Below are 23,071 nucleotides of genomic sequence, written 5' to 3'. Positions count from 1 at the left end.
GTAACGTTGCAGTCGTGCCGACCGCATTGATCACCGGAGCCGCTGGCGGCATCGGCTCAGCCATCGCCGCCGCCCTTGCTCCCACGCACACCCTGCTGCTGGCCGGGCGACCGTCAGCCCGCCTCGATGCGCTGGCCGAACGTCTCGGCGCACCGACCTGGCCGCTGGACCTGACCGACGCCGATTCCATCGAATCGGCCACCGAGGTGCTCGCCGAACTCGACGTGCTCGTGCACAACGCCGGCGTGCTCTACCCCGGCCGGGTCTCCGAATCCATCGTCGAACAGTGGCGGGCGTCCTTCGAGGTGAACGTCACCGGCGCGGTCGCACTCACGCTGGCCCTGCTGCCCGCTCTGCGCGCCGTCCGTGGGCATGTGGTGTTCATCAATTCCGGTGCCGGACAGAAGGTTTCTTCCGGCATGGCGTCGTATTCGGCAAGCAAGTTCGCGCTGCGGGCATTCGCCGACTCACTGCGCGCCGACGAACCGTCCCTCCGGGTCACCTCGATCTTCCCCGGGCGCACCGACTCCGAGATGCAGCGCGATCTGGTGGTCTATGAGACGGACGGCGCCGGCCACTACGACCCGACGAAGTACCTGAAGCCCGAGACCGTCGCCGGGTTGGTGGCGACAGCCGTCACCACCCCGCCCGACGGCCACGTGCACGAGATCGTGGTCCGCCCCGGGTGATTTGGGTGCATTCAGCGGCGCTGACCGCCGGTGAATGCACCGAAATCACTAGACGACGAGGTTGACCAGCCGGCCCGGCACCACGATGACCTTCTTGGGCGTGGCGCCGTCCAGGAACGCCTGCACCTTCTCGTCGGCCAGCGCCGCAGCCTGGATGTCCGCGGCTTCAGCATCAGCAGCGACGGTGATCTTGCCGCGCACCTTGCCGTTGACCTGAACCGGGAACTCGATGGTGTCGTCCACCATGTACTGCGGATCGGCCACCGGGAACGGGCCGTGCGCCAGTGAGGTGTCGTGGCCCAACCGCTTCCACAGCTCCTCGGCCAGGTGCGGCGCCAGCGGGGCCACCATCAGCACCAGCGGCTCGATCGCGGCGCGAGCCGAGACGCCCTCCTTGGTGAGGTGGTTGGTGTACTCGATCAGCTTGGCCGCGGCGGTGTTGTTGCGAAGTGCCACATAGTCTTCGGTCACGCCGGCGATGGTGCGGTGCAGGATCTTGAGCGTGTCGGTGTCGAGTGCCTCGTGCTCGTTGACGTCGGTCGCTCCGGTTTCTTCGGAGACCACCACCCGCCACACCCGCTGCAGGAAGCGGTGCGCGCCGACGACATCCTTGGGCGCCCACGGACGCGACGCCTCCAGCGGGCCCATCGACATCTCGTAGACCCGGAGGGTGTCGGCACCGTACTCATCGCAGATCTCGTCGGGTGAGACGGAGTTCTTCAGGCTCTTGCCGATCTTGCCGAACTCCTGGTTGACCTCGATTTCGCCATCGGGTCCCGGCCAGAAGAACTTCCCGTCACGCTCGACGACCTCCGCCGCAGGCACATAGCTACCGCGGGCATCGGTGTAGGCGAAGGCCTGGATGTAGCCCTGGTTGACCAGGCGTCGGTACGGCTCGTTCGAGCTGACATGGCCGAGGTCGTGCAGCACCTTGTGCCAGAACCGCGAGTACAGCAGGTGCAGCACCGCATGCTCGACGCCACCGACGTACAAGTCCACGCCGCCCGGATCATTCGGCCCGTGCTCGGCCGGCCGCGGGCCCATCCAATAGGCCTCGTTCTCCTTGGCACACAGCTCTTTCGAGTTCTGCGGGTCGGTGTAACGCAGCTCGTACCACGAGCTGCCGGCCCACTGCGGCATCACATTGGTGTCGCGCGTGTAGGTCTGCAGCCCGTCGCCCAGATCCAGCTCGACATGCACCCATTCGGTGGCCTTGCCCAGCGGCGGTGACGGCTCGCTGTCGGCGTCGTCGGGGTCGAAGGACACCGGCGCATAATCCGGGATGTCCGGAAGTTCCACGGGCAAAGCCGATTCCGGCAGCGGATGGGCGCGGCCGTCGGCGTCGTAGACGATCGGGAACGGCTCACCCCAGTACCGCTGCCGGGCGAACAGCCAATCCCGCAGCTTGTACTCGATGCGGGCCCGGCCGCGGCCGTCGGCCTCCAGGTGTTCGATGACGGCTTCCTTGGCCGCCGCCACCGACAACCCGTCGAGGTAGCCGGAGTTCACCATGACGCCGTCACCGTTGTAGGCCGCTTCGGTGATGTCGCCACCGCTGACCACCTCGACGATCGGCAACCCGAATTCCGTAGCGAAATCCCAGTCCCGCTGGTCGCCACCGGGCACCGCCATGATGGCGCCGGTCCCGTAGCCGGCCAGCACATAGTCGGCGATGAAGACCGGAACCTGGCTGCCGTTGACCGGGTTCGTGGCGTACGCACCGAGGAACACGCCGGTCTTGGTCTTGTTCTCCTGGCGCTCCAGATCCGATTTGGCCGCGATCCCGGCGCGGTAGGCGGCGACGGCCTCGGCCGGAGTCTCGCCACCGAAGGTCCACCGTGAATCGGTGCCCGCAGGCCAGGAATCGGCGGCCAGTGCGTCCACCAGATCATGCTCAGGGGCCAGTACCAGGTAGGTGGCGCCGAACAGGGTGTCCGGTCGGGTGGTGAACACCTCGACATCGCCTGCGGCAGTACCGAACTCCACCGATGCTCCGGTGGAGCGGCCGATCCAGTTGCGCTGCATGGCCTTGACCTTGTCCGGCCATTCCAGCAGCTCCAGGTCGTCGAGCAACCGGTCCGAATAGGCGGTGATGCGCATCTTCCACTGCCGCAACCGCTTCCGGAACACCGGGAAATTGCCGCGATCACTGCGGCCGTCGGCGGTGACTTCCTCGTTGGCCAGCACCGTGCCCAGGCCCGGGCACCAGTTCACCATCGAGTCGGCGTGGTAGACCAGCCGATGGTCGTCCACCACGTCGGCGCGCTCGGCGGCCGACAGCTCACCCCACGTCCGACCATCGTCCAGAGTGCTTGCCCCGGAATCGAATTCGGCCACCAAATCGGCGATAGGCCGTGCCTTGCCTGCGGCGGTGTCGAACCAGGCGTTGTAGATCTGCAGGAAGATCCACTGCGTCCACTTGTAGAAGTCGACATCGGTGGTGGCGAAGCTGCGCCGCGTGTCGTGGCCCAGCCCGAGCCGGCCCAGCTGGCGGCGGAAGTTGACGATGTTGGCCTCGGTGCGGGTGCGCGGGTGCGTACCGGTCTGCACGGCGTACTGCTCGGCCGGCAGTCCGAACGCGTCGAAGCCCAGCGCGTGCAGCACGTTGCGACCGGTCATCCGGTAGTACCTGGCGTAGACGTCGGTGGCGATGTAACCCAACGGGTGCCCGACGTGCAGGCCGTCACCGGACGGGTACGGGAACATGTCCTGGACGAACATCTTGTCGGCGGGCAGCGGCGAGCCGTCCGCCGGTGCCAGCGAGCCCACCGGATTGTCCACGTTGAACGTGCCCAGCTCGGCCCAGGTCTGCTGCCAGGACTGCTCGATCTGACCCGCCAGCTCCGCGGTGTAACGGTGCTGCGGGGTGTCCTCTGACGGCCCTGACTGCGGGGTGGTGGCGCGTTCGATCACGCCGTTCAGGGTATAAGGCCACGGTTTGAGCAGCTCACCGCCCGTCTTTCGACGGCGAAGGCCACAGGTTGGTATCGGTTGCGTCGCGGCCCAGTCAGGGGTTGATTCCAGGTCGGTTGAGTTGCTGGTGGCGGGCGGTACTCCCTGGATAGTGTCGGCCTTCAGTGACGAGGTCCCCAGGTGGGGGCGATGGTTTCCGGGAGGAACAAGAGATGATCGAGTTGACCCGCCGGTGGCGGGTACTGGCAGCAGGCACAGCCGTCGGCGTGGCCGGGGTTGTCGGCTTCGCCGGTCAGACCGCCTCTGCCGAACCCCTCCTTCCGGTTCCCGGCGTCCCCGGTCCGGTGACGGTGACCCAGACCGTCACGGCCGTCCCCGCCGCAGCGCCGGCAGCACCAGCGGGACCGGTCGCCCCGGCAGCACCAGCGGTCGCCGCGCCCGTCCCGGTGGCCCAGACCATCGCCCCGGCCTCCACGGGCACCCTTGCCGAGTTCTTCAAGAGCAAGGACGTGAAGATGGAGCCTCAGGTCAGCCACGATTTCAAGGGGCTGAGCATCGTCCTGCCGCTGCCGTCGGGCTGGACCAAAGTGCCCGATCCCAACGTTCCCGACGCGTTCGCGGTGATCGCCGACCGCTCCAGCACCGACCTCTACACCCCCAACGCACAGGTGGTGGTCTACAAGCTCGTCGGCAGTTTCGACCCGGTCGAGGCCGCCAGCCACGGCTACGTCGACACCCAGCAGTTGCAGAACTGGCGCCCCACCGACATGGCCATGGGTAACTTCAACGGCTTCCCGTCGACATTCATCGAAGGTAGCTACCTGTCCGGCAGCCAGGTGCTCAATACGTCACGTAGGCACATCCTGGCCACCGCGGGCGCCGACCACTATCTGGTGTCGTTGTCGGTGAACTCCTCGGCCGCCAACCAGGGTGTTTCCGCGGCTGCCGACGCCGCCGATGCGATCGTGTCCGGGTTCAAGGTCAGCGCGCCGGGCCCGGCGGCTGCTCCGGCGCCAGCTACTCCGGCCCCGGCCGCACCCGCGCCGCAGCCAGGTTTGCCCCAGCTCCTGGGCTTGCACGGCTGAGGTACCCGAACCCGCCCCGACCTCGCAATACCGACCGGCGCCTCGTATTGTGTGGCGCATGCTGATCGCCGCGCTGCTGTGCTTGAGCGCCGCCGTCATCGTCGGTGTGTTCGGGCTGTGGTTGTTGACGAGGCCCCGCACCGGTGATCCCGTGCGCTCGGTCCTGAGGGCTGTGGCCCCGACCCAACTGGCCGCCGCGGTGATGCTCGCCGCCGGTGGAGCCGCCGCCCTGGCCGCCGCGCCCCAGACCGGCCTGACGGTCGTCGTGGTGTGCATCATCGGGGCCATTGCCACCGTCGCCGCCGGCTGCTGGCAGAGCGCCAAGGCCGTCGCCGCGGCGGAGGCCGTCGCCGGCTCCGGAGCGGACTGCGCCGGCTCGTGCGCCAGCTGCACCCTGTCTTGTCAGTGACCGACTGCAAGTAGCGCGCTAGTTGCGGCTGACGTCGATCGGATGGGTCGCCAGCATCGACATCGGCAACGGCTGACGACGCAGCACCCGGCTCCACAGATCGACCCGCGGCTGGGACAGCACATCGGACGGCAGCGCCGACAGCACAATCCAGTCGTCCCGTTCGATCTCGCCGTCGAGCTGGCCGATGGTCCAGCCCGAATATCCGGCGAATATCCGAACGCCCTCGATGATCGGGGCCAGCGTGTCCGGATCCGCGTCGAGATCGACCATCACCACGCGGCCCTGCACGTGCCGCAATCCGCGCACACCGTCGGCCTGCATGCCGACCCGCAACGTCGCCAGACACAGCGCCGAGTCCCGTTTGACCGGCCCGCCGATGAACATCGTCTTGGGTTTGGTGGTGAGCTTCGACCACTGCGGCAGCACGTTGTAGACCGCGGTCTCGCTGGGCCGGTTCAACACCACGCCGAGCGTGCCGCCGGCGTTGTGCTCGACGATGTAGATGACGCTGCGCCGGAAGGTCGGTTCGAGTAGATCGGTATTGGCCAGCAGCAGCGTGCCCGGCCGTACCCGCTGCGCCGCAGGCGCGATGAAATCCTCCGGCTCTTCTGACTGCGCCACGCCTACATCATGGCACCGCGATTGCCGAGACGTGGCGAACAAGCCCGGGCGCGGTCGGATTTCAGCCGGGCTTTGTACTGTTGATCGGGTGGTTCATGTTCGCGCTTTCCGTGCCCTCTGGCACTCGGTGCGTGGCATGACCGAATTCCGTCGACTGCTGGAGCTGCGCGCGGTAAGTCAGTTCGCCGACGGCCTCTTCCAGGCCGGGCTCGCGGGCGCGATCCTGTTCAACCCGGAACGCGAGGCCGACCCGTGGCAGATCGCCTTGGCGTCCGCGGTGATGTTCCTGCCGTACTCGGTGCTCGGGCCGTTCGCCGGGGCACTGCTGGACCGTTGGGACCGGCGCCTGGTGCTCATCGGTGCGAACGTGGGGCGGCTGCTCGTGGTCGTGGCGGTCGGCGGGCTGCTGGAGTTCGGCGCCGGCGATGTACCGATCCTGTGTTGCGCCCTGATCGTCAACGGTCTGACCCGGTTCGTCTCGTCGGGTCTATCGGCCTCGCTGCCCGATGTGGTGCCGCGGGAGCGGGTGGTCACGATGAACTCGGTGGCTACCGCGATCGGCTCGCTGGCGGCCTTCCTCGGCCTGGCGTCCATGATGCTCGCTCGCAAGCTGTTCGGCGCCGATGACGCCGGAGCCGCGGTGGTCATGTTCATCGTGGCGCTCCCGTTGGCGCTGGCGTTCTGGTTGTCGGTGCGCTTCGGTGCGCACGTGCTCGGCCCGCACGAGAGCAAACGCGCCATCCACGGCTCGGTGGTCTACGCGGTGGCCACCGGCTGGGTGCACGGTGCCCGCACGGTGTGGGCCGTGCGCCCCGTCGCAGGCACCCTGGCCGGGCTCGCCGCACACCGGATGGCGTTCGGGATCAACTCGCTGCTGGTGCTGGTGATCGTGCGCCACAGCGACAACCCGGATGTGGCCGGCCTGGGCCTGGGTGCCGCATTCGTGTTTGTGGCGGCCGGCGGCGCCGGACAGTTCCTGGCCACCGTGGCGGCCCCGGTGGTGATCGCCCGGTTCGGGCGCTACGCGACGGCCAACGGCGCCCTCGGCCTCGCCGTGGCGATCCAGCTGGCGGCCATCGGGCTGCACGTCCCGGTGATGCTGGCGTGTGGCCTGCTGCTCGGCGCGGCCGGGCAGCTGGTGAAGCTCTGCGCGGACTCGGCCATTCAGATCGACGTCGACGATGCCCTGCGCGGTCACGTGTTCACGGTGCAGGATGCACTGTTCTGGATCTCGTTCGTCGCGGCCATCGCGGTGGCGGCCGCGGTGATCCCCGCCGATGGACACTCACCCGGTCTGGTGGGCGCCGGTGCGGTGGCCTATCTGATCGGGCTCGGACTGCATGCCGCGGTGGCATCCCCGAACCGGGCTGACCGCCGGGTCTAGGCTGACCGCCATGGTGAGCGCCGGGCCGATCGTGGCCGACCTGTCCGCCGAAAGCGATGAACTCGACGCCCTGGTGGCCGACCTGCCGCCCGAACGCTGGGCCACCCCCACTCCCGCCGAGGGTTGGACCATCGCGCATCAGATCGCCCACCTGTTGTGGACCGACCGGGTGTCGGTCATCGCGATCACCGACCAGTCCGGCTTCGACGCCGTCCTCGCCGAGGCGATGCAGGACCCGACGGGGTTCGTCGACGCCGCAGCCGAGGAACTCGCGCTGACGCCGCCCGAGCAGTTGTTGGCGGACTGGCGCGAAACCCGAACCAGGTTGCACACCGAACTCGGGAACGTGGCCGAAGGCCGCAAGCTGCCGTGGTTCGGTCCGCCGATGAGCGCCACTTCGATGGCCACCGCCCGCATGATGGAGACGTGGGCGCACGGTCTCGACGTGGCCGACGCGTTGGAGGTGCATCGACCCGCTACCGAGCGGCTGCGTTCCATCGCCCACATCGGCGTGCGCACAAGGGATTTCGCATTCACCGTGCACGGGCTGACACCGCCGGCCGAGCCGTTCCGGGTGGAGCTCCGCGCACCCGACGGCTCGCTGTGGGAGTGGGGACCCGACGATGCGCAACAGCGCGTGACAGGTTCGGCCGAGGATTTCTGCATGCTGGTCACCCAGCGCCGGGCGCCCGCCGAGCTGGACCTGAGCGCCCACGGAGCCGACGCCGCCAAGTGGTTGACCATCGCCCAGGCCTTCGCCGGGCCACCGGGCGCCGGCCGAGGCTGAGCGGTTGACTGACAAAGTTTGACTCTGCGCTCAGGTCGCGAAAGTCCAAGAGGCCCACGCCCTCACCGCAGAGTCAACGCTCACGACACAGCGTCCGCGGCGCCATCTCCATCGGTGTCGGCCAGCTTCAGGTCCCAACGACCGTCGCCGTCGGTGTCGACGTACGCCAGATCCCCGGCCACTACCCGGTCGGCCAGACCGTCCCCGTCGGCGTCGATCAACCGGTCGTCGGATGCGCCGTCCCCGTCGAAATCGACCATCGGTCCCCCATCGGATTCGACCCCGTCCAAGCCGAACCAGCGCACCTGCCCGGACCGGTCCACGCGCACCGCCCAGACACCCGCACCGTCGTCGGAGAAATAGCTTTCGGCGTGGCCGTCGTCGTCGGTATCGAGCACCGCGCGCTCGGCAATGCCATCCCCGTCGAGATCGGCCATCACATCGTCGATGCGGCCGTCCCCGTCGACATCCAGGCCGATGCCGTCGAGGCTGCCGTCGCCGTCCACATCCACATCGGGCACACCGGTGAAGATGGTCGCGGTCCCGTCGGGGTCACCCAGGCAGTAGTCCATGACTGATCAGACGCACGATCAGCTCCTGGCGTTCCACCATTTCAGCAATTCCTCGATGGCCTGCTCACGGGACAGCGGTCCGTGGTCGAGCCGGAGCTCCTTGAGATGCTTCCAGGCCTCGCCGACCTGTGGGCCCGCCGGAATGCCGAGGATCTCCATGATCTCGTTGCCGTCGAGGTCCGGCCGGACCCGCTGCAGGTCCTCCTTGGCCGCCAGTTCGGTGATCCGGTTCTCCAGATCGTCGTAGTTGGCCTGCAGCCGTGCGGCCCGACGCTTGTTCCGGGTCGTGCAGTCGGCCCGGACCAGCTTGTGCAGCCGGTCCAGCAGCGGCCCGGCATCGGTGACGTAGCGACGCACCGCCGAGTCCGTCCACTTCCCCGTGCCCAGGTCATCGGCGTAGCCGTGGAACCGCAGGTGCAGGTACACCAGCTGCGACACATCGTCGACCATCTGCTTGGAGTACTTGAGCGCCCGCAACCGCTTGCGGGCCATCTTCGCGCCGACCACCTCGTGATGATGAAAGCTCACGCCGCCGTCGGATTCGTGCTTGCGGGTGCCCGGCTTGCCGATGTCGTGCAGCAATGCGGCCCAACGCAATACGAGGTCGGGACCGTTGTCTTCCAGATCCACCGCCTGCCGCAACACCGTCAGCGAATGCCAGTACACATCCTTGTGCTGATGGTGTTCGTCAATGGCCATCCGCATCTCGCCGACCTCGGGCAGCACCACGTCACCCAGCCCGGTCTGCACCATCAGATCGACCCCGGCCACCGGATCGGCACCGAGCAACAGCTTGTCCAGTTCGGCCGCCACCCGCTCGACGGTGATGCGCTCCAGCTGCGGGGCCATCTCCAGCATCGCCTCGAGCACCCGCGGCGCCACCGAGAACCCCAGCTGCGACACGAACCGGGCGGCGCGCAACATCCGCAGCGGATCGTCCCCGAACGACACCTCCGGCGCCGACGGCGTGTCGAGCACCTTCGCCTGAACCGCCGCCAAACCGCGCAGGGGATCGTGGAATTCGGCCGGACCGTCGGCCGTGATGCGCACCGCCATGGCGTTCACGGTGAAGTCGCGGCGCACCAGGTCGTCGTCGAGGTTGTCGCCGAACTCCACGGTCGGATTCCGCGACACCTGGTCATAGCTGTCGGCGCGGAACGTGGTGATCTCCAACCGGTGCTCACCCTTGCCGACACGTTTGCCCACACCCACGGTGCCGAACTCGATCCCGGTATCCCACAGCGAGTCGGCCCACGGCCGCAGGATCTTCAGCATCTGCTCGGGGCGGGCGTCGGTGGTGAAGTCGAGATCACTGTCCTCGGTCAACCGGCCGAGCAGTGCGTCACGCACGCTGCCGCCAACCAGGAACAGCTCATGGCCAGCCTCAGCGAACACCGCGCCGAGCTCGCGCAGCACCTCGGCGCGGCGGTTCAGCGCGACCAGCGCGCCGGCCAGCAATTCGGCATCAGTAACAACAGCGTCGGACACGTTCGATGAGCCTAATGCTCGCGGTGTGGTCACAACCGGCGAGTGCGGCCGGAAGCCAATCCGATGGCAGCTACTATCGCATGGGTGTCGGACGGCGAACAGGCCAAACCAAGACGGCGCCGTAGCCGGCGCCGTGGCCGTCGTCGTGCACAAAGACCGGCTGGGCCACCGCCCGGCGATCAGGCCAACGATGCCGAACGGCACGACGACAGCCCCGTCGAAGCTCCCGTCAACACCGCGAATTCGACCCCGACGCCGCGTGACCAGTCCAAACAACACAAGTCGCGTCCCCGCCGCCCACCGGAGAGGCTCCGCACCGTTCACGAGACCTCCGCAGGTGGCCTGGTCATCGATGGAATCGACGGCCCCAAGGACACCCAGGTGGCGGCGTTGATCGGCCGGGTCGACCGACGCGGCCGAATGCTGTGGTCCCTGCCCAAGGGGCATATCGAACTCGGTGAGACGGCCGAGCAGACCGCCATCCGCGAGGTCGCCGAGGAAACCGGCATCCGTGGTGACGTGCTGGCCGCGCTGGGCAGCATCGACTACTGGTTCGTCACCGAGGGACACCGGGTCCACAAGACCGTGCACCACTACCTCCTGCGCTTTCAGGGCGGCGAACTGTCCGACGACGACGTCGAGGTGACCGAGGTCGCCTGGGTCCCGCTGCGGGATCTACCGTCCCGGTTGGCCTACGCCGACGAGCGCAAGCTCGCCGAAGTCGCCGGAGAACTCATCGACAAGCTGCACACCGACGGGCCGGGCGCCTTGCCGCCGCTGCCCCGCAGTGCACCCCGGCGACGGCCGCAAACCCACTCGCATGCCCGTAGTCACCGCCGTGACGAATCCGCACCACCCCAGCCCCGCCGGCGCACGAACGGATGCGGACAGGGGCCGTGACCGCCGCTCCGGCGGTGCGCCGAGGGGTTTCCCTCCTTGCGCGCACAGTGGTGCTTGCGGCGGTGGTGTTGATGTTCTCGGTGTGGTGTACGGCCGCGCTACCCGTGCTCCTGCCCCGGGCGAGCGCAAGTGAACCCGGGGAGATGCCGTTCCTCCAGATCCGTATCGACCGCGTCACCCCGAACGTCGTCACCACCACCAGCGAGTCGGTGCTGACCGTCAGCGGGGCTGTCCTGAACGTCGGAGACCGGCCGGTGCGCGATGTGGACATCCGCATGGAACACGCCCAGGCGGTGTCCTCCTCGAGCCAGCTGCGCACCGACCTCACCGGGGATGTCGACCGGTTCGAGCCCGTAGCCGACTTCGTCACCGTGGCACCCGAGATGCTGCGCGGCCAATCCGTGGGTTTCACGCTGTCCTATCCGCTGCGCTCCGAAGGGCCGCGCTCACTCCACATCACCGAACCCGGTGTCTACCCCATATTGATCAACGTCAACGGGACACCGGATTACGGTGCGCCGGCCAAACTCGACGACGCCCGCTTCCTGCTGCCGATCCTCGGGGTACCGACCGACCGCTCCACAGACACCGGCCGCGCCACAGACGACGCCCCCGACTCGATGTCGGCCGCCGACACCCTCAATTCGGTGGTGCCCCCGGACACTTCACGGCCCGTGCGGATGACCATGCTCTGGCCGCTGGCCGACCGGCCGCGGCTGGCCGCGGGCGCCCCCGGCGGCACCACGCCGGTGCGGCTGGTCGACGACAGCCTGGCCACATCCCTGGGCCCCGGCGGACGTCTCGACACCCTGCTGGCGGCAGCGGACTTCGCCACCGGACCGACCATCGACCCCGGCGGCCAACTACGCGCCACCCTGTGCCTGGCCGTCGACCCCGACCTGCTGGTCACCGTCAATGCGATGACCGGCGGTTACGTCGTCAACGACGGACCCGACACCGGTCGCGGCACCCCGACGCGGCCCGGCGCCGGTCAGGACGCCGCCGTCGGCTGGCTGAACCGACTACGCGCCCTGGCCGGGCGGCTCTGTGTGGCACCGACCAACTACGCGCAGGCCGACCTGGCCGCGCTGGAACGGGTCGGTGATCCGGGTTTGAACGCGATCGCGACGAACGGTGCCGGCGACATCGTCGACCAGATCCTGGGTGTCACCTCGATCCGGGGTGCCAGCATCCTGGGCGACGGCCCGCTCACCCGCCCCGCCCTGGACCTGCTCGCGGCCCAAGGTCAGACGGTCGCCATCTCAGCTGCCCACAGCACCGCCCAGGATTCGGCGACCGGCGCCCCTGAGACTGCCGATGTCACGCCGCTGCGGTACCGGCCGGAGGTCGTGGCGGCCGGATTCGACCCGGCCGTCGGCGCCGCGCTGGCCGGTGCGGGCACCGACCCGGTTGCGCCGTCCTACCTGGACCCGTCCCTGGAGATCCCGGTCCGTCACGACTCGCAGACCGCGCGCCGCCAGGATGCGCTGGGCGCGCTGCTCTGGCGGGGGCTCACGCCCATCGAGGAACCCCGGACCCAGATCCTGATGCCACCGCTGGTGTGGTCGCTGGACGGCGACGACGCGCAGGCCATCCTCACCGCGGTGGCCACCACGATCCACGCCGGGCTCGCCGTGCCGCGCCCGCTGCCTGCGGTGATCGCCGAGAGCAACACAGTGCCGCTCGAACCCGTGCAGCCCGCGCCGCCGGATTCCCTCGGCAACCCGCGCAGCAACATCGACGCGAACCTCAGCGCCGGGATCGGCGCGGTGGTCAGCCGGCTGTGGGGACTGACGGCCGCGCTGACCACCGACGAGCGCACCGGGCTGACCGGCATGCAGTACACCGCGCCGCTGCGGGAGGACATGCTGCGGGCGCTGAGCCAATCGGTGCCGCCGGAGGCCCGACAGGGGCTGGCTGAGCAGCGGTTGCAGACCGTCGGTCGCAGCGTGAACGACATGTTCGGGGCGGTCACGATCGTCAACCCGGGTGGGGCCTACACACTGGCCACCGAGCGCAGCCCACTGCCGCTGGCCCTGCGCAACGACCTGCCGGTGCCGATCCGGGTCCGGCTGCACGTCGACGCACCGCCCGGGATGACCGTCACCGATATGGGCGAGATCGTGCTGCCGCCCGGCTACCTGCCGCTGCGGGTACCGATCGAGGTGCATTTCACCCAGCGGGTGGCGGTCGACGTCAAACTACAGACCGCCGACGGCGTGATGCTCGGTGAGCCCGTCCGGTTGTCGGTGCATTCCAATGCCTACGGCAAGGTGCTTTTCTTCATCACGCTGTCGGCTGCGGCTGTGTTGGTGGCGCTCGCCGGCCGCCGGTTGTGGCACCGCTTCCGCGGCCAGCCCGACCGCGCCGACCTCCTCCCGCCGGGCGAGCACGCCGACCCGCTCGAGGTCGCGATGGCATTCAACGACAACACCGGCGATGCGTCCGCCGCCCCACTTTCCCCGCCGGCTCCGGCGACGAGTCCGGACCGGCCCTGATGACCTCGCCCGACCAACCTGCGGCCCGCCCACCGGGCCCGCCGAGGATTCCGCACGCGACCGGCCCGATCCGCCGGGCCGGGCGCGCGGAGTTGTCCGACGCCGCAGTGGTGTCGCGGTCGTGGGGCATGGCCTTCGCCACGCTGATCTCCCGCATCACCGGGTTCTTCCGGTTCGTGCTGCTCATGGCCTTGCTCGGCGGCCCGTTGACCAGTTCGTTCTCGGTGGCCAACCAGCTACCGAACATGGTTGCCGCACTGGTGCTCGAAGCCACGTTCACGGCGATCTTTGTGCCGGTCCTGGCTCGGGCCGAACGTGACGACCCAGACGGTGGCACCAACTTCATCCGACGACTGGTGACCCTGGCGACGACGCTGCTGCTGGTCACCACCGTGTTGTCGGTGCTGTGCGCGCCCCTGCTGGTGCGGCTCATGCTCGGCAACGATCCCCAGGTGAACAACCCGCTGACCACCGCCTTCGCCTACCTGCTGTTGCCGCAGGTGTTGTTCTACGGCCTGTCGTCGGTGTTCATGGCGATCCTCAACACCCGCAACGTGTTCGGTCCGCCGGCCTGGGCTCCGGTGGTCAACAACGTGGTGGCGATCGTGACCCTGGGCGTCTTCGTCCTGGTGCCCGGGGAGCTCTCGAGCGACCCCGTCGAGATGGGCACGGCCAAACTGCTGGTGCTCGGTATCGGCACCACGCTCGGTGTCGTGGCGCAGGCTGCGGTGTTGTTCGCGGCGATCCGCGCCGAACGGGTCAGCCTGCGGCCGCTGTGGGGCATCGACGACCGGCTCAAGAAGTTCGGCGCCATGGCCGCCGCGATGGTGCTCTACGTTCTGATCAGCCAGATCGGCCTCATCGTCGGAAACCAGATCGCCAGCACCGCGTCAGCGTCGGGGCCCGCCATCTACAACTACACGTGGCTCGTGTTGATGCTGCCGTTCGGGATGATCGGCGTCACCGTGCTGACCGTGGTGATGCCGCGCCTGAGCCGCAACTCGGCCGCCGACAACATCCCGGCCGTACTCGACGACTACTCCCTGGCGACCCGGCTGACCATGGTGACACTCATCCCGATCGTGGCGATGATGACCGTCGGCGGGCCCGCGATCGGCAGTGCGCTGTTCGCCTACGGAAACTTCAGCGCCACCGACGCCGGCTACCTCGGTATGGCGATCTCGCTGTCGGCGTTCACGTTGATCCCCTACGCGCTGGTGCTGCTGCAACTGCGGGTGTTCTACGCGCGGGAACGGCCGTGGACTCCGATCCTCGTCATCGTGGTGATCACCACCGTCAAGATCATCGGCTCGCTCATCGCCCCGCACCTGACCGACAACCCCAACATGGTGGCCGGTTACCTGGGCCTGGCCAACGGTCTCGGTTTCCTGGCCGGGGTTGTGGTCGGGCATCTGCTGTTGAAGGCCCATCTGCGGCCGCGCGGCGGCCGGCTGCTGCGTGACGCGGTGATCCGCACCATCCTGGTCACGATCGCGGCGTCGTTGATCGCGAGCCTGGTAGCGCACGCCGCCGACCGGCTGCTGGGGCTGGATTCGCTGACCGAGCACGCCGGTGCCGCCGGTTCACTACTGCGCCTGCTCGTCCTCGGCGTGATCATGGTCCCGATCATTGCCGGCGTGATGGTCGCCGCCCGGATTCCGGAGGCGCAGTCGGCGGTGGCAATGGTCCGCCGTCGGCTAGGGCGGGCCCGTCCCGCACCGGAGCCGGGGGCCGGACAAGTAGCCATGGAAATAATTACGCCGCCCGTCGTGCCTCATCCTGCAACACCCGTCACGTACCCTGATCAGAGGAATTCTTCTCCTACTGAGTGGCCGTCAAGCCCGGCAGTCGCCGGCGGCGGGACTCCGGCAGGCGTTGCCGGAGCGGGGATGTGGAAAGGACCACCGGTGACCGACGAATCTGCGGACGGCCCGGCACTGGACGCCACCTCAAATTCCGGGATGACAACCGACACAACGAAATTACCGCGCCCAGCCGCCGACGAGTTCCATCCGGACGTGACACCCGCCGATCCGGCAGGCCCGACGGACGAGAGCACCAGCGAGGACACCGGATCCGGCGAGCCCTCCGCGAGCCGGTCCAACGGGGCGACCCGGTCGGCCACCGACTACGGCGGCGACCCGACTCGCGAGCCGATTTCGTTCGCCCTGCCGCACGAGGCCGCCCTGGAATCGGACGACGACGATGTGCACCTCATCCCCGGGGCGACCATCGCCGAGGGTCGCTACCGGCTCCTGGTTTCCCACGGCGGTCCGCCGCACCTGCAGTTCTGGCAGGCGCTCGACACCGCGCTGGACCGGCAGGTGGCGCTGACCTTCGTCGACCCCGATGCCACCATGCCCGACGCGCAGGTGCAGGAAATCCTCTCGCGCACCCTCAAGCTCAGCCGCATCGACGTCCCCGGCATCGCGCGGGTCCTCGACGTGGCGCACAGCGGATCGGGCGGCCTGATCGTCTCGGAGTGGATCCGCGGCGGCTCCCTGGCCGAGGTCGCGGATACCTCCCCCTCCCCGGTCGGCGCGGCCCGCGCCATCCAGTCGCTGGCCGCTGCCGCCGAAGCCGCCCACCGCGCCGGGGTGGCCCTCTCGATCGATCACCCCGGCCGGGTGCGGGTGAGCATCGAAGGCGATGTGGCACTGGCCTTCCCGGCCACCATGCCCGACGCCACCCCCGACGACGATATTCGCGGCATCGGCGCGGTGCTGTATGCGCTGCTGGTCAACCGCTGGCCGCTGCCGGAGTCCGGGTCGCGCAGCGGGCTGGACCCCGCCGCCCTGGATCCGGCCGGACAGCCGGTCGAACCGCGCGCCATCGACCGCGACATCCCTTTCCAAATCTCGGCAGCGGCCGCGCGTGCCGTCCAGCCCGGTGGTGGAATCCGAAGCGCTCCAACTCTTTTGAACCTGCTGCAACAGGCCACCGCGATCGCCGATCGGACCGAGCTGATGACGGGTTCGGTCGAGGAGAAGCCCGCCCCGGCAGCTCCGGTCCGCGCACACGAGACCCCCGACGAACACGAAGCCGCCGAGACCCGGCGCCGCAAGGGCATCATCATCGGGGTCAGCGTGGGCGCCGCCATCATCCTGGTGGCGCTGCTGGTGCTCGCCTCCGTCCTCAACAGCATCTTCGGGGACGTCGGCGGTGGTCTCAACCGCGACGAACTCGGCCTGAATGCACCGTCCTCGAGCAGCGAAGAGAACCAGGACGCGTCATCGGCTGCCACCGGAAGCACCGTGAAACCTGTTCGAGCGACGGTCTTCTCACCCGAAGGTGAAGCCGATTCACCGGCTACGGCCGGGCAGGCAATCGACGGCAACACCAGCACGGCGTGGTCCACCGACACGTATTCGGATCCCGCCCCGTTCCCCGGGTTCAAAAACGGCGTCGGCCTGATGCTGCAACTGCCGCAGCCGACCACGCTCGGCTCGGTCACCCTCAACGTGACCAGCACCGGCACGTCGGTGCAGATCCGCTCGGCCCAGTCGGCCAACCCGTCATCCCTGTCCGACACCACCGAACTGACTCCGACGACCCCACTGAAGCCCGGCTCCAACACGATCTCGGTGGACAAGGCATCGTCCACCTCCTACGTGCTGGTGTGGATCTCGACGCTGGGCACCGTGGACGGCAAGAGCCGCGCCGACTTCTCCGAGATCACCCTCAAAGCCGCCTCCTGAGCCGTCATCCCCAGCCCAGATAGGTGCTTGACCAGGCGTGATGACCCTCTGGGCAAACAAGTGTCCTGGCGGCTCCCCTTCAGCGTTTAAGTTCAGCGGGTGGGAAGGTTCGGGGGAACCGGTAAGCCGGTCACAGCGACGATCCGGGGGCGCCTGGAAGATGGGGCTGCCACGCGTTCCGATGCCGAACTGCTGGCCGCCCACGTCGCCGGGGACCGTTACGCGTTCGAGGAACTCGTGAACCGGCACCACGGTCAGTTACGTCGATTGGCATTTCTCACCAGCCACCACCACGAGGACGCCGACGATGCCGTCCAGGACGCATTGTTGTCGGCACATCGCACCGCCGCATCGTTCCGCCACGACTCAGCGGTCAGCAGCTGGCTGTACCGCATCGTGGTCAATGCCTGCCTGGACCGGGTACGCCGGTCACGCCACCAGCACACCGCCTCCGAACACGAGCTCGACCACCTCGACCACCTTCACGACCCGGCCGGCGACCCAGCGCCACGAGTGGCGACCACGATCGTGGTGGAGCGGGCGCTCATGCAGTTGCCGCTGGAGCAGCGCGCCGCCGTGGTGGCCGTCGACATGCAGGGCTATTCGGTGGCCGAGACGGCGCTGCTCCTCGGGGTGGCGGAGGGCACAGTGAAGAGCCGGTGCTCCCGCGCCAGGCACAAGCTGGCCGGCCTGCTCCAGTACTTTGAAACCGATGAACGGCAGCACACCCCGAGTGCCGTCGGACGGTCCGATTCCTGCTGAGCTGCTCGCCGACCTGCAGGCCGGGTTGCTCGACGATGACACCGCCGCGCGTATCCGCCGACGGGTGCGCACCGACCCGCTGGCCGGACCCGACGCCAAGAACGCCCTGGCCGCGCTCGACCGGGTACGTCGCGATCTGGCCGAATTGGCTCAGGACACCGCCTCAGCTCCCCCGGTACCCGCCGAGGTGAGCGCACGGCTATCCGAGGCGCTGCGGGCCGCGCCTGCCCCGCAGGCGCCGTCCGCCCGCCGCTGGAAGTCGATCGCCGCCGTCGCCGGGGCCGGCGCGGCCGTGGTGGCCGCCGTGGTGGGCGGGATCGTCCTGATGCGCCCGACGGGCCCCACCCCTTCGACGCTGACCAGCCTCGGCCGGATCACCGTCTCCCCGCCGCGCGCCCCGATCGGTATGTCCGAACCCCAGATCCAGGGACTGCTTTCCGTCCCGCCCGATCTGGGGCCGCTGACCGACCCCCGACGCCGCGGCGCCTGCCTTTCCGCACTGGGCTATCCGTCCGACGTCCCGATTCTCGGCGCCCGGCCGCTCGAGGTGAGCGGCCGCAAGGGGGTGTTGGTGCTGGTACCACCGAGAGCCCCCGCCGACCCGGACTCCATCGCGGGGTTGGTCCTGGCCACGGACTGCGATGCCGCTCATGCCAGGTCGCTGGCCGACACCGTGGTCAAACGTCCGGTGAGACGTCCGTAGGCTGTCCTACGCGCCAGGTGGGAACACATCCGGCCTAGGCTGACGTTGCAACCCGTGCCGAGTACGGCAGAAAGGCCTACATGTCCTCCTCAGCGACGGTCCACGACGTCATCATCATCGGTTCCGGCCCCGCCGGTTACACCGCAGCCATCTACGCTGCCCGCGCCCAGCTCAAGCCGCTGGTGTTCGAGGGCACCCAGTTCGGCGGTGCGCTGATGACCACCACCGAGGTGGAGAACTACCCGGGGTTCCGCGAGGGCATCACCGGTCCCGAGCTGATGGACGAGATGCGTGAGCAGGCCCTGCGCTTCGGTGCGGATCTGCGCATGGAGGACGTCGACGCCGTCGACCTCACCGGCCCGGTGAAATCGGTCACCGTCGACGGCGAGACCCACCAGGCCCGGTCGGTGATCCTGGCCATGGGTGCCGCCGCGCGGCACCTCGGTGTACCCGGCGAGGAAGCCCTGACCGGCATGGGTGTGAGCACGTGCGCCACCTGCGACGGCTTCTTCTTCCGCGACGAGGACATCATCGTCGTCGGTGGCGGGGACTCCGCGATGGAAGAGGCGACGTTCCTCACCCGGTTCGCGCGCTCGGTCACCCTGATCCACCGTCGCAACGAGTTCCGCGCCTCCAAGATCATGCTGGAGCGGGCCCAGGCCAACGAGAAGATCACCTTCCTGACCAACACCGAGATCACCCAGATCGAGGGCGATCCGAAGGTCACCGGCGTGCGGCTGCGCGACACCGTCACCGGCGAGGAGTCCAAGCTGGATGTGACCGGTGTGTTCGTGGCGGTCGGTCACGATCCCCGATCGGAGCTGGTACGCGGCCAGATCGACCTCGACGACGAGGGCTACGTGCAGGTCGTCGGCCGTACCACTGCGACCACGCTCGACGGGGTGTTCGCCGCAGGCGACCTTGTCGACCACACCTACCGCCAGGCCATCACCGCCGCGGGCAGCGGCTGTTCGGCCGCCATCGACACCGAGCGTTGGCTCGCCGACAACGACTGACCCACAACACATTTCGACCCGACAGGAGAGCTACATGAGTGCGGACAGCGCAACAGTAACGGTCACCGACGATTCTTTCTCCGCCGACGTTCTGACCAGCAGCACACCGGTACTGGTGGATTTCTGGGCCACCTGGTGCGGGCCGTGCAAGATGGTGGCCCCGGTGCTCGAGGAAATCGCCGGTGAGAAGGCCGGCGAGCTGCGGGTCGCCAAGCTCGACGTGGACGCCAACCCGGCCACCGCGCGTGACTTCCAGGTGGTGTCCATCCCGACGCTGATCCTGTTCAAGGATGGCGCGCCGGTGAAGCGCATCGTCGGCGCCAAGGGCAAGGCCGCCCTGCTGCGAGAGCTTGCCGACGCACTCTGAGTTCACCCACACCGCACTCACCCCGGATACGCCTGGCGTTTTCCGGATTGTGGTCGAGATCTGAGATAATGCTGGCTAGCTTGCCCGGCAGACGGCCGGAAACCAGCATGGAGGGGCCGAATGTCGAGTCTGCGTCGCGGTGACCGTGGCGGAGCAGTCACCGAGATCCGGGCAGCCTTTGCCGCGTTGGGTTTGATCGAGAACCCCGACGACGACCTGAGCACCGGTAGACATGTTGCGCTCGACGCATTCGATGACGAGCTCGACGTCGCCGTCCGGGCATTTCAGCAGCACCGAGGCCTGTTGGTCGACGGAATCGTCGGAGACGCCACCTATCGCGCCCTGCGCGAGGCCTCATACCGGCTCGGTGCCCGCACTCTGACCCACCAGTTCGGTGCACCCATGTACGGCGACGACGTGGCGACCCTGCAGGCCCGCCTCCAGGACCTCGGTTTCTATACCGGCATGGTCGACGGGCATTTCGGCCTGCAGACCCACAACGCATTGTCTTCCTACCAGCGTGAGTACGGGCTGTACCCCGACGGTATCTGTGGACCGGAAACGTTGCGCTCGTTGTATTTCCTGGGTTCGCGGGTGACCGGTGGGTCACCGCACGCGATCCGGGAAGAGGAGCGGGTGCGAATCTCGGGTCCGCAGCTGTCAGGTAAGCACGTCATCATCGATCCGGGCCGCGGCGGATCTGATCACGGGATGATCATGAACGGGCCCGACGGGCCGATCAGCGAAGCAGACATCTTGTGGGACTTGGCAAGTCGGCTGGAAGGCCGGATGACGGCGATCGGCATGGAGACGTTCATCTCCCGGCCGGCAAACCGGAGCCCACTCGACGCCGACCGTGCCGCCACCGCTAATCGGGTCGGTGCAGATCTGATGATCAGCCTGCGCTGTGAGAGTCAGCGCTCCCCCTCCGCGAATGGCGTGGCCTCGTTCCACTTCGGGAATTCCCATGGTTCGGTGTCGACCATCGGCCGCAACCTCGCCGACTTCATTCAGCGGGAAGTGGTGGCGCGCACCGGATTACGTGACTGCCGGTCCCACGGTCGGACCTGGGATCTGCTCCGGCTGACCCGGATGCCCACCGTCGAGGTCGACATCGGCTACATCACCAATCCGCATGATCGCGGGCTGCTGCTGTCGACCCAGACACGTGATGCGATCGCCGAAGGCATCCTCGCAGCGGTCAAGCGTATGTATCTGTTGGGCAAGAATGACCGTCCGACTGGCACTTTCACCTTCGCCGAGCTGCTGGCTCACGAACTTTCGGTAGAGCAGCAGGCCGGCCGCGGCGCGTGAGCGCCAATTCAGCCTGAGCGCGTGAGCGCCAATTCAGCCTGAGCGCGTGAGCGCCGGCTCTGCCTGAGTGCGCGTACACCGGTTCGCCCACACTGTTGAACGACCACGGCTTCCATTCCTTGCGTGTCGGCAACGTCGTCGACGTGAGCTGGCCACTGGCCTCAGGTCGCCGGACCCTCGTCCTGTTTTGATGAGAAGTGCTGGGTTTTGCCACAATTGGCTGGTGGGAGAACAGGCCGATCGCCTTGCGCGTGGCGAGTGGTATCTGGATGATGAGGTTCTGCAACAACGACGTCGGGACTGCTGGTCTCGGCTCGATTCCTTCAACGGAGCCGCCGCCGGTGACGATGCCACTCGCGCGCAGGTCCTCTCAGATCTTCTCGGCGAGCTCGGCACCGGAGCGGTCGTCGTGCCGCGGTTTCAATGTAGCTATGGGGCGAACATCCGACTCGGAGCGCATGCGTTCGTCAATGCCAACTCATTCTTCATGGATGATGCGGCCATCGTGATTGGGGCGGACGTCAGGATTGGGCCTGGTGCGCAGTTGATGACGGCTTTGCACCCTGTCGATGATCATCGTCGGCGCCGTGAAGGGTGGGAGCGAGCCGCACCGATCGTCATCGGTGAAAACACATGGCTGGGTGCCTCGGTCACCGTAGGTCCTGGGGTCTCGATCGGCCGCAATACAGTCATCGGTGCGAGCAGCGTGGTGTTGCGTGATCTTCCTGATCACGTCGTTGCCGCGGGGTCACCAGCGAGGGTGATCCGCAGTACCCCACCCGAAGTGGATGCCGGCCCACCGCTCGAGCAGTGATCTGGAAGCCGTGTGCCCTATCCAGCGAGAACAGGCCCCAGCTTGGACGCCGGTTCAGCTCGAGCACTCGCCGTATACGTCGACTCTACTGAGGGACAACGGTTTTCGCCCCGACGCCGACGCTGGACATCCCAGCACCGATCGGAAGCTCGAGGCGAGCATTCTCCAAGAGTCGCTCGAGTGCGGCTTCGACTTCGGCCTTCCAGCCGAGGCCCTTGTCGAGCTCTAGGCGCAACCGTGGGAAGTAGGGGTGCGGTGCCACGACCGTGAAGCCGACGTCTTCGAGAAAATCCGACGTCAGCATGCACTCATCGACCGCGCAGTCCCCCAGCACCGCGACCGCCGCGGACAACTCGTCGGGCAGCTTGTCGCCGTCGGCCAGCTCGGTGACAGCCGAGGTGTAGCCGAACGCCTCCAATGCCCGAACGCCTCGTCGCACCAGATCGTTGACCACCGCAGCCAACAGACTCTGCGACACCAACTGGCGGTCCTCGCCGCCCTCGACACCGATCGCGGTCAACAGGATCGCGTCGGCGCTCACCGGGGCGGTCGGAAACAGTCGGGCTCGCGGTACTGCACCCGGGGGCGCATAGAACGCAAAGCCCAGGCATGGATCGTCGATGACGGCTGGGGCCGTCCAGTCCTCCCCGGCCCCTGACATCCCCGACTCAGCCGCATCGAACGCGGCCACATCAACGGGACCGGCCAGATCGATCCCGGCGTCGGAGCCGGCGGCGGGTTGAGTACCGGGCTCCCCTTCCGGTACGTCGGTACGAGCTGTGACCGCGAGTTGACCGCACGAGCCCCACTCGAGCATCACCATCGAGAGCCAGGCTTCTTTTTCGAATTCGGGGTCGGTCAGATGGTCGTCACCGACCGTGGACGGATCGACTTCCCAGAACACACAGCGCCGCGCATGTTTGGGCAACTGCTCGAAGCCCTCGAGCCGAAGCGGTGTTATTCGTGCTGTCACTGAGGTCCCTGGCTTTCACACGGTGTGCGTGGCTGCCCTTCAAGGATAGGAGAGTCCGCCGGGGTCGGCCCACTG

The 23,071-nt window shown here is 67.9% G+C and carries 19 protein-coding genes; 14 read left to right on the top strand and 5 right to left on the bottom strand.

The features are described 5' to 3' along the window. Positions 1-14 precede the first annotated feature (14 nt). The gene (locus JOF57_RS25470; protein WP_209921724.1) at positions 15-689 is read left to right on the top strand and encodes an SDR family oxidoreductase; all 675 of its coding nucleotides are present in this window, start codon (positions 15-17) and stop codon (positions 687-689) included. Between the two features lie 48 nt (positions 690-737). Here JOF57_RS25470 and leuS read toward each other — a convergent pair whose 3' ends face one another. Then, positions 738-3,602: a leucine--tRNA ligase gene (gene leuS, locus JOF57_RS25465; RefSeq protein WP_209921722.1), complete on the bottom strand. Its 2,865-nt coding sequence runs from the start codon at positions 3,600-3,602 to the stop codon at positions 738-740. A 212-nt stretch (positions 3,603-3,814) separates the two neighbouring features. On the opposite strand from leuS, the gene JOF57_RS25460 reads away from it, so the two are divergent. Continuing rightward, positions 3,815-4,687, top strand: a complete 873-nt coding sequence (locus tag JOF57_RS25460) for an LpqN/LpqT family lipoprotein (protein ID WP_209921720.1) — start codon at positions 3,815-3,817, stop codon at positions 4,685-4,687. 58 nt (positions 4,688-4,745) lie between these two features. After that, a complete protein-coding gene (locus tag JOF57_RS25455) occupies positions 4,746-5,096 on the top strand; it encodes a hypothetical protein (RefSeq protein WP_209923713.1) in 351 nt (116 codons plus the stop codon). Positions 5,097-5,114: 18 nt separating this feature from the next. Here the strand turns inward: JOF57_RS25455 and JOF57_RS25450 are convergent, their stop codons facing one another. After that, a complete protein-coding gene (locus JOF57_RS25450) occupies positions 5,115-5,720 on the bottom strand; it encodes a YqgE/AlgH family protein (RefSeq protein WP_209921718.1) in 606 nt (201 codons plus the stop codon). 136 nt (positions 5,721-5,856) lie between these two features. Here JOF57_RS25450 and JOF57_RS25445 point away from each other — a divergent pair, with 136 nt between their 5' ends. Both JOF57_RS25445 and JOF57_RS25440 read left to right on the top strand, forming a co-directional pair. Then, positions 5,857-7,104, top strand: a complete 1,248-nt coding sequence (locus JOF57_RS25445) for an MFS transporter (RefSeq protein ID WP_234938247.1) — start codon at positions 5,857-5,859, stop codon at positions 7,102-7,104. 10 nt (positions 7,105-7,114) lie between these two features. After that, entirely contained in the window at positions 7,115-7,891 is a 777-nt protein-coding gene (locus tag JOF57_RS25440) for a TIGR03084 family metal-binding protein (RefSeq protein WP_209921714.1), read from the top strand. An 80-nt stretch (positions 7,892-7,971) separates the two neighbouring features. On the opposite strand, the gene JOF57_RS25435 is transcribed toward JOF57_RS25440, so the two are convergent. Together JOF57_RS25435 and JOF57_RS25430 are read right to left on the bottom strand one after the other, a co-directional pair. Further along, a complete protein-coding gene (locus JOF57_RS25435; RefSeq protein WP_209921712.1) occupies positions 7,972-8,463 on the bottom strand; it encodes a pullulanase in 492 nt (163 codons plus the stop codon). 18 nt (positions 8,464-8,481) lie between these two features. Next, complete coding sequence (locus JOF57_RS25430; protein WP_209921710.1) at positions 8,482-9,951, bottom strand: CCA tRNA nucleotidyltransferase; 1,470 nt, start codon at positions 9,949-9,951, stop codon at positions 8,482-8,484. A gap of 84 nt (positions 9,952-10,035) precedes the next feature. Between JOF57_RS25430 and JOF57_RS25425 the strand changes: the two genes are divergently transcribed. From JOF57_RS25425 to JOF57_RS25385, 9 genes are all read left to right on the top strand, one after another. Then, positions 10,036-10,851 (top strand): NUDIX hydrolase, encoded by an 816-nt coding sequence (locus JOF57_RS25425; RefSeq protein WP_209921708.1) that lies wholly within the window; start codon positions 10,036-10,038, stop codon positions 10,849-10,851. 71 nt (positions 10,852-10,922) lie between these two features. Continuing rightward, the gene (locus JOF57_RS25420) at positions 10,923-13,349 is read left to right on the top strand and encodes a DUF6049 family protein (protein WP_234938926.1); all 2,427 of its coding nucleotides are present in this window, start codon (positions 10,923-10,925) and stop codon (positions 13,347-13,349) included. After that, entirely contained in the window at positions 13,349-17,047 is a 3,699-nt protein-coding gene (locus JOF57_RS25415; RefSeq protein ID WP_209921700.1) for a lipid II flippase MurJ, read from the top strand. Before JOF57_RS25420 ends, JOF57_RS25415 begins: the two co-directional genes overlap by 1 nt. A gap of 99 nt (positions 17,048-17,146) precedes the next feature. Then, entirely contained in the window at positions 17,147-17,809 is a 663-nt protein-coding gene (gene sigM / locus JOF57_RS25410) for an RNA polymerase sigma factor SigM (RefSeq protein ID WP_407666601.1), read from the top strand. Next, positions 17,760-18,512: an RsmA family anti-sigma factor gene (locus tag JOF57_RS25405; protein WP_209921698.1), complete on the top strand. Its 753-nt coding sequence runs from the start codon at positions 17,760-17,762 to the stop codon at positions 18,510-18,512. The genes sigM and JOF57_RS25405 overlap by 50 nt, the downstream gene beginning before the upstream one ends. An 80-nt stretch (positions 18,513-18,592) precedes the next feature. Then, a complete protein-coding gene (gene trxB / locus JOF57_RS25400; RefSeq protein ID WP_209921696.1) occupies positions 18,593-19,528 on the top strand; it encodes a thioredoxin-disulfide reductase in 936 nt (311 codons plus the stop codon). Positions 19,529-19,562: 34 nt separating this feature from the next. Continuing rightward, positions 19,563-19,895, top strand: a complete 333-nt coding sequence (gene trxA, locus JOF57_RS25395) for a thioredoxin (RefSeq protein ID WP_209921694.1) — start codon at positions 19,563-19,565, stop codon at positions 19,893-19,895. 120 nt (positions 19,896-20,015) lie between these two features. Further along, a complete protein-coding gene (locus JOF57_RS25390; RefSeq protein ID WP_209921692.1) occupies positions 20,016-21,209 on the top strand; it encodes an N-acetylmuramoyl-L-alanine amidase in 1,194 nt (397 codons plus the stop codon). Positions 21,210-21,432: 223 nt separating this feature from the next. Beyond that, a complete protein-coding gene (locus tag JOF57_RS25385; RefSeq protein ID WP_307870099.1) occupies positions 21,433-22,023 on the top strand; it encodes a sugar O-acetyltransferase in 591 nt (196 codons plus the stop codon). A gap of 85 nt (positions 22,024-22,108) precedes the next feature. Here JOF57_RS25385 and JOF57_RS25380 read toward each other — a convergent pair whose 3' ends face one another. Continuing rightward, positions 22,109-22,996 (bottom strand): acetyltransferase, encoded by an 888-nt coding sequence (locus JOF57_RS25380; RefSeq protein WP_209921690.1) that lies wholly within the window; start codon positions 22,994-22,996, stop codon positions 22,109-22,111. Positions 22,997-23,071 lie beyond the last annotated feature (75 nt).

This window comes from Mycolicibacterium lutetiense, assembly GCF_017876775.1.
GTDB lineage: Bacteria > Actinomycetota > Actinomycetes > Mycobacteriales > Mycobacteriaceae > Mycobacterium > Mycobacterium lutetiense.
This window is presented reverse-complemented; position numbering and strand designations above follow the sequence as displayed.

What these genes read in the sequence shown, in the direction of transcription:
- JOF57_RS25460 (WP_209921720.1), top strand. Translation starts at nt 3,815, where the DNA reads ATGATCGAGTTGACCCGCCGGTGGCGGGTACTGGCAGCAGGCACAGCC.
- JOF57_RS25455 (WP_209923713.1), top strand. Translation starts at nt 4,746, where the DNA reads ATGCTGATCGCCGCGCTGCTGTGCTTGAGCGCCGCCGTCATCGTCGGT.
- JOF57_RS25445 (WP_234938247.1), top strand. Translation starts at nt 5,857, where the DNA reads ATGACCGAATTCCGTCGACTGCTGGAGCTGCGCGCGGTAAGTCAGTTC.
- JOF57_RS25440 (WP_209921714.1), top strand. Translation starts at nt 7,115, where the DNA reads ATGGTGAGCGCCGGGCCGATCGTGGCCGACCTGTCCGCCGAAAGCGAT.
- JOF57_RS25435 (WP_209921712.1), bottom strand. Translation starts at nt 8,463, where the DNA reads ATGGACTACTGCCTGGGTGACCCCGACGGGACCGCGACCATCTTCACC.
- JOF57_RS25420 (WP_234938926.1), top strand. Translation starts at nt 10,923, where the DNA reads ATGTTCTCGGTGTGGTGTACGGCCGCGCTACCCGTGCTCCTGCCCCGG.
- JOF57_RS25415 (WP_209921700.1), top strand. Translation starts at nt 13,349, where the DNA reads ATGACCTCGCCCGACCAACCTGCGGCCCGCCCACCGGGCCCGCCGAGG.
- JOF57_RS25405 (WP_209921698.1), top strand. Translation starts at nt 17,760, where the DNA reads ATGAACGGCAGCACACCCCGAGTGCCGTCGGACGGTCCGATTCCTGCT.
- trxB (WP_209921696.1), top strand. Translation starts at nt 18,593, where the DNA reads ATGTCCTCCTCAGCGACGGTCCACGACGTCATCATCATCGGTTCCGGC.
- trxA (WP_209921694.1), top strand. Translation starts at nt 19,563, where the DNA reads ATGAGTGCGGACAGCGCAACAGTAACGGTCACCGACGATTCTTTCTCC.
- JOF57_RS25390 (WP_209921692.1), top strand. Translation starts at nt 20,016, where the DNA reads ATGTCGAGTCTGCGTCGCGGTGACCGTGGCGGAGCAGTCACCGAGATC.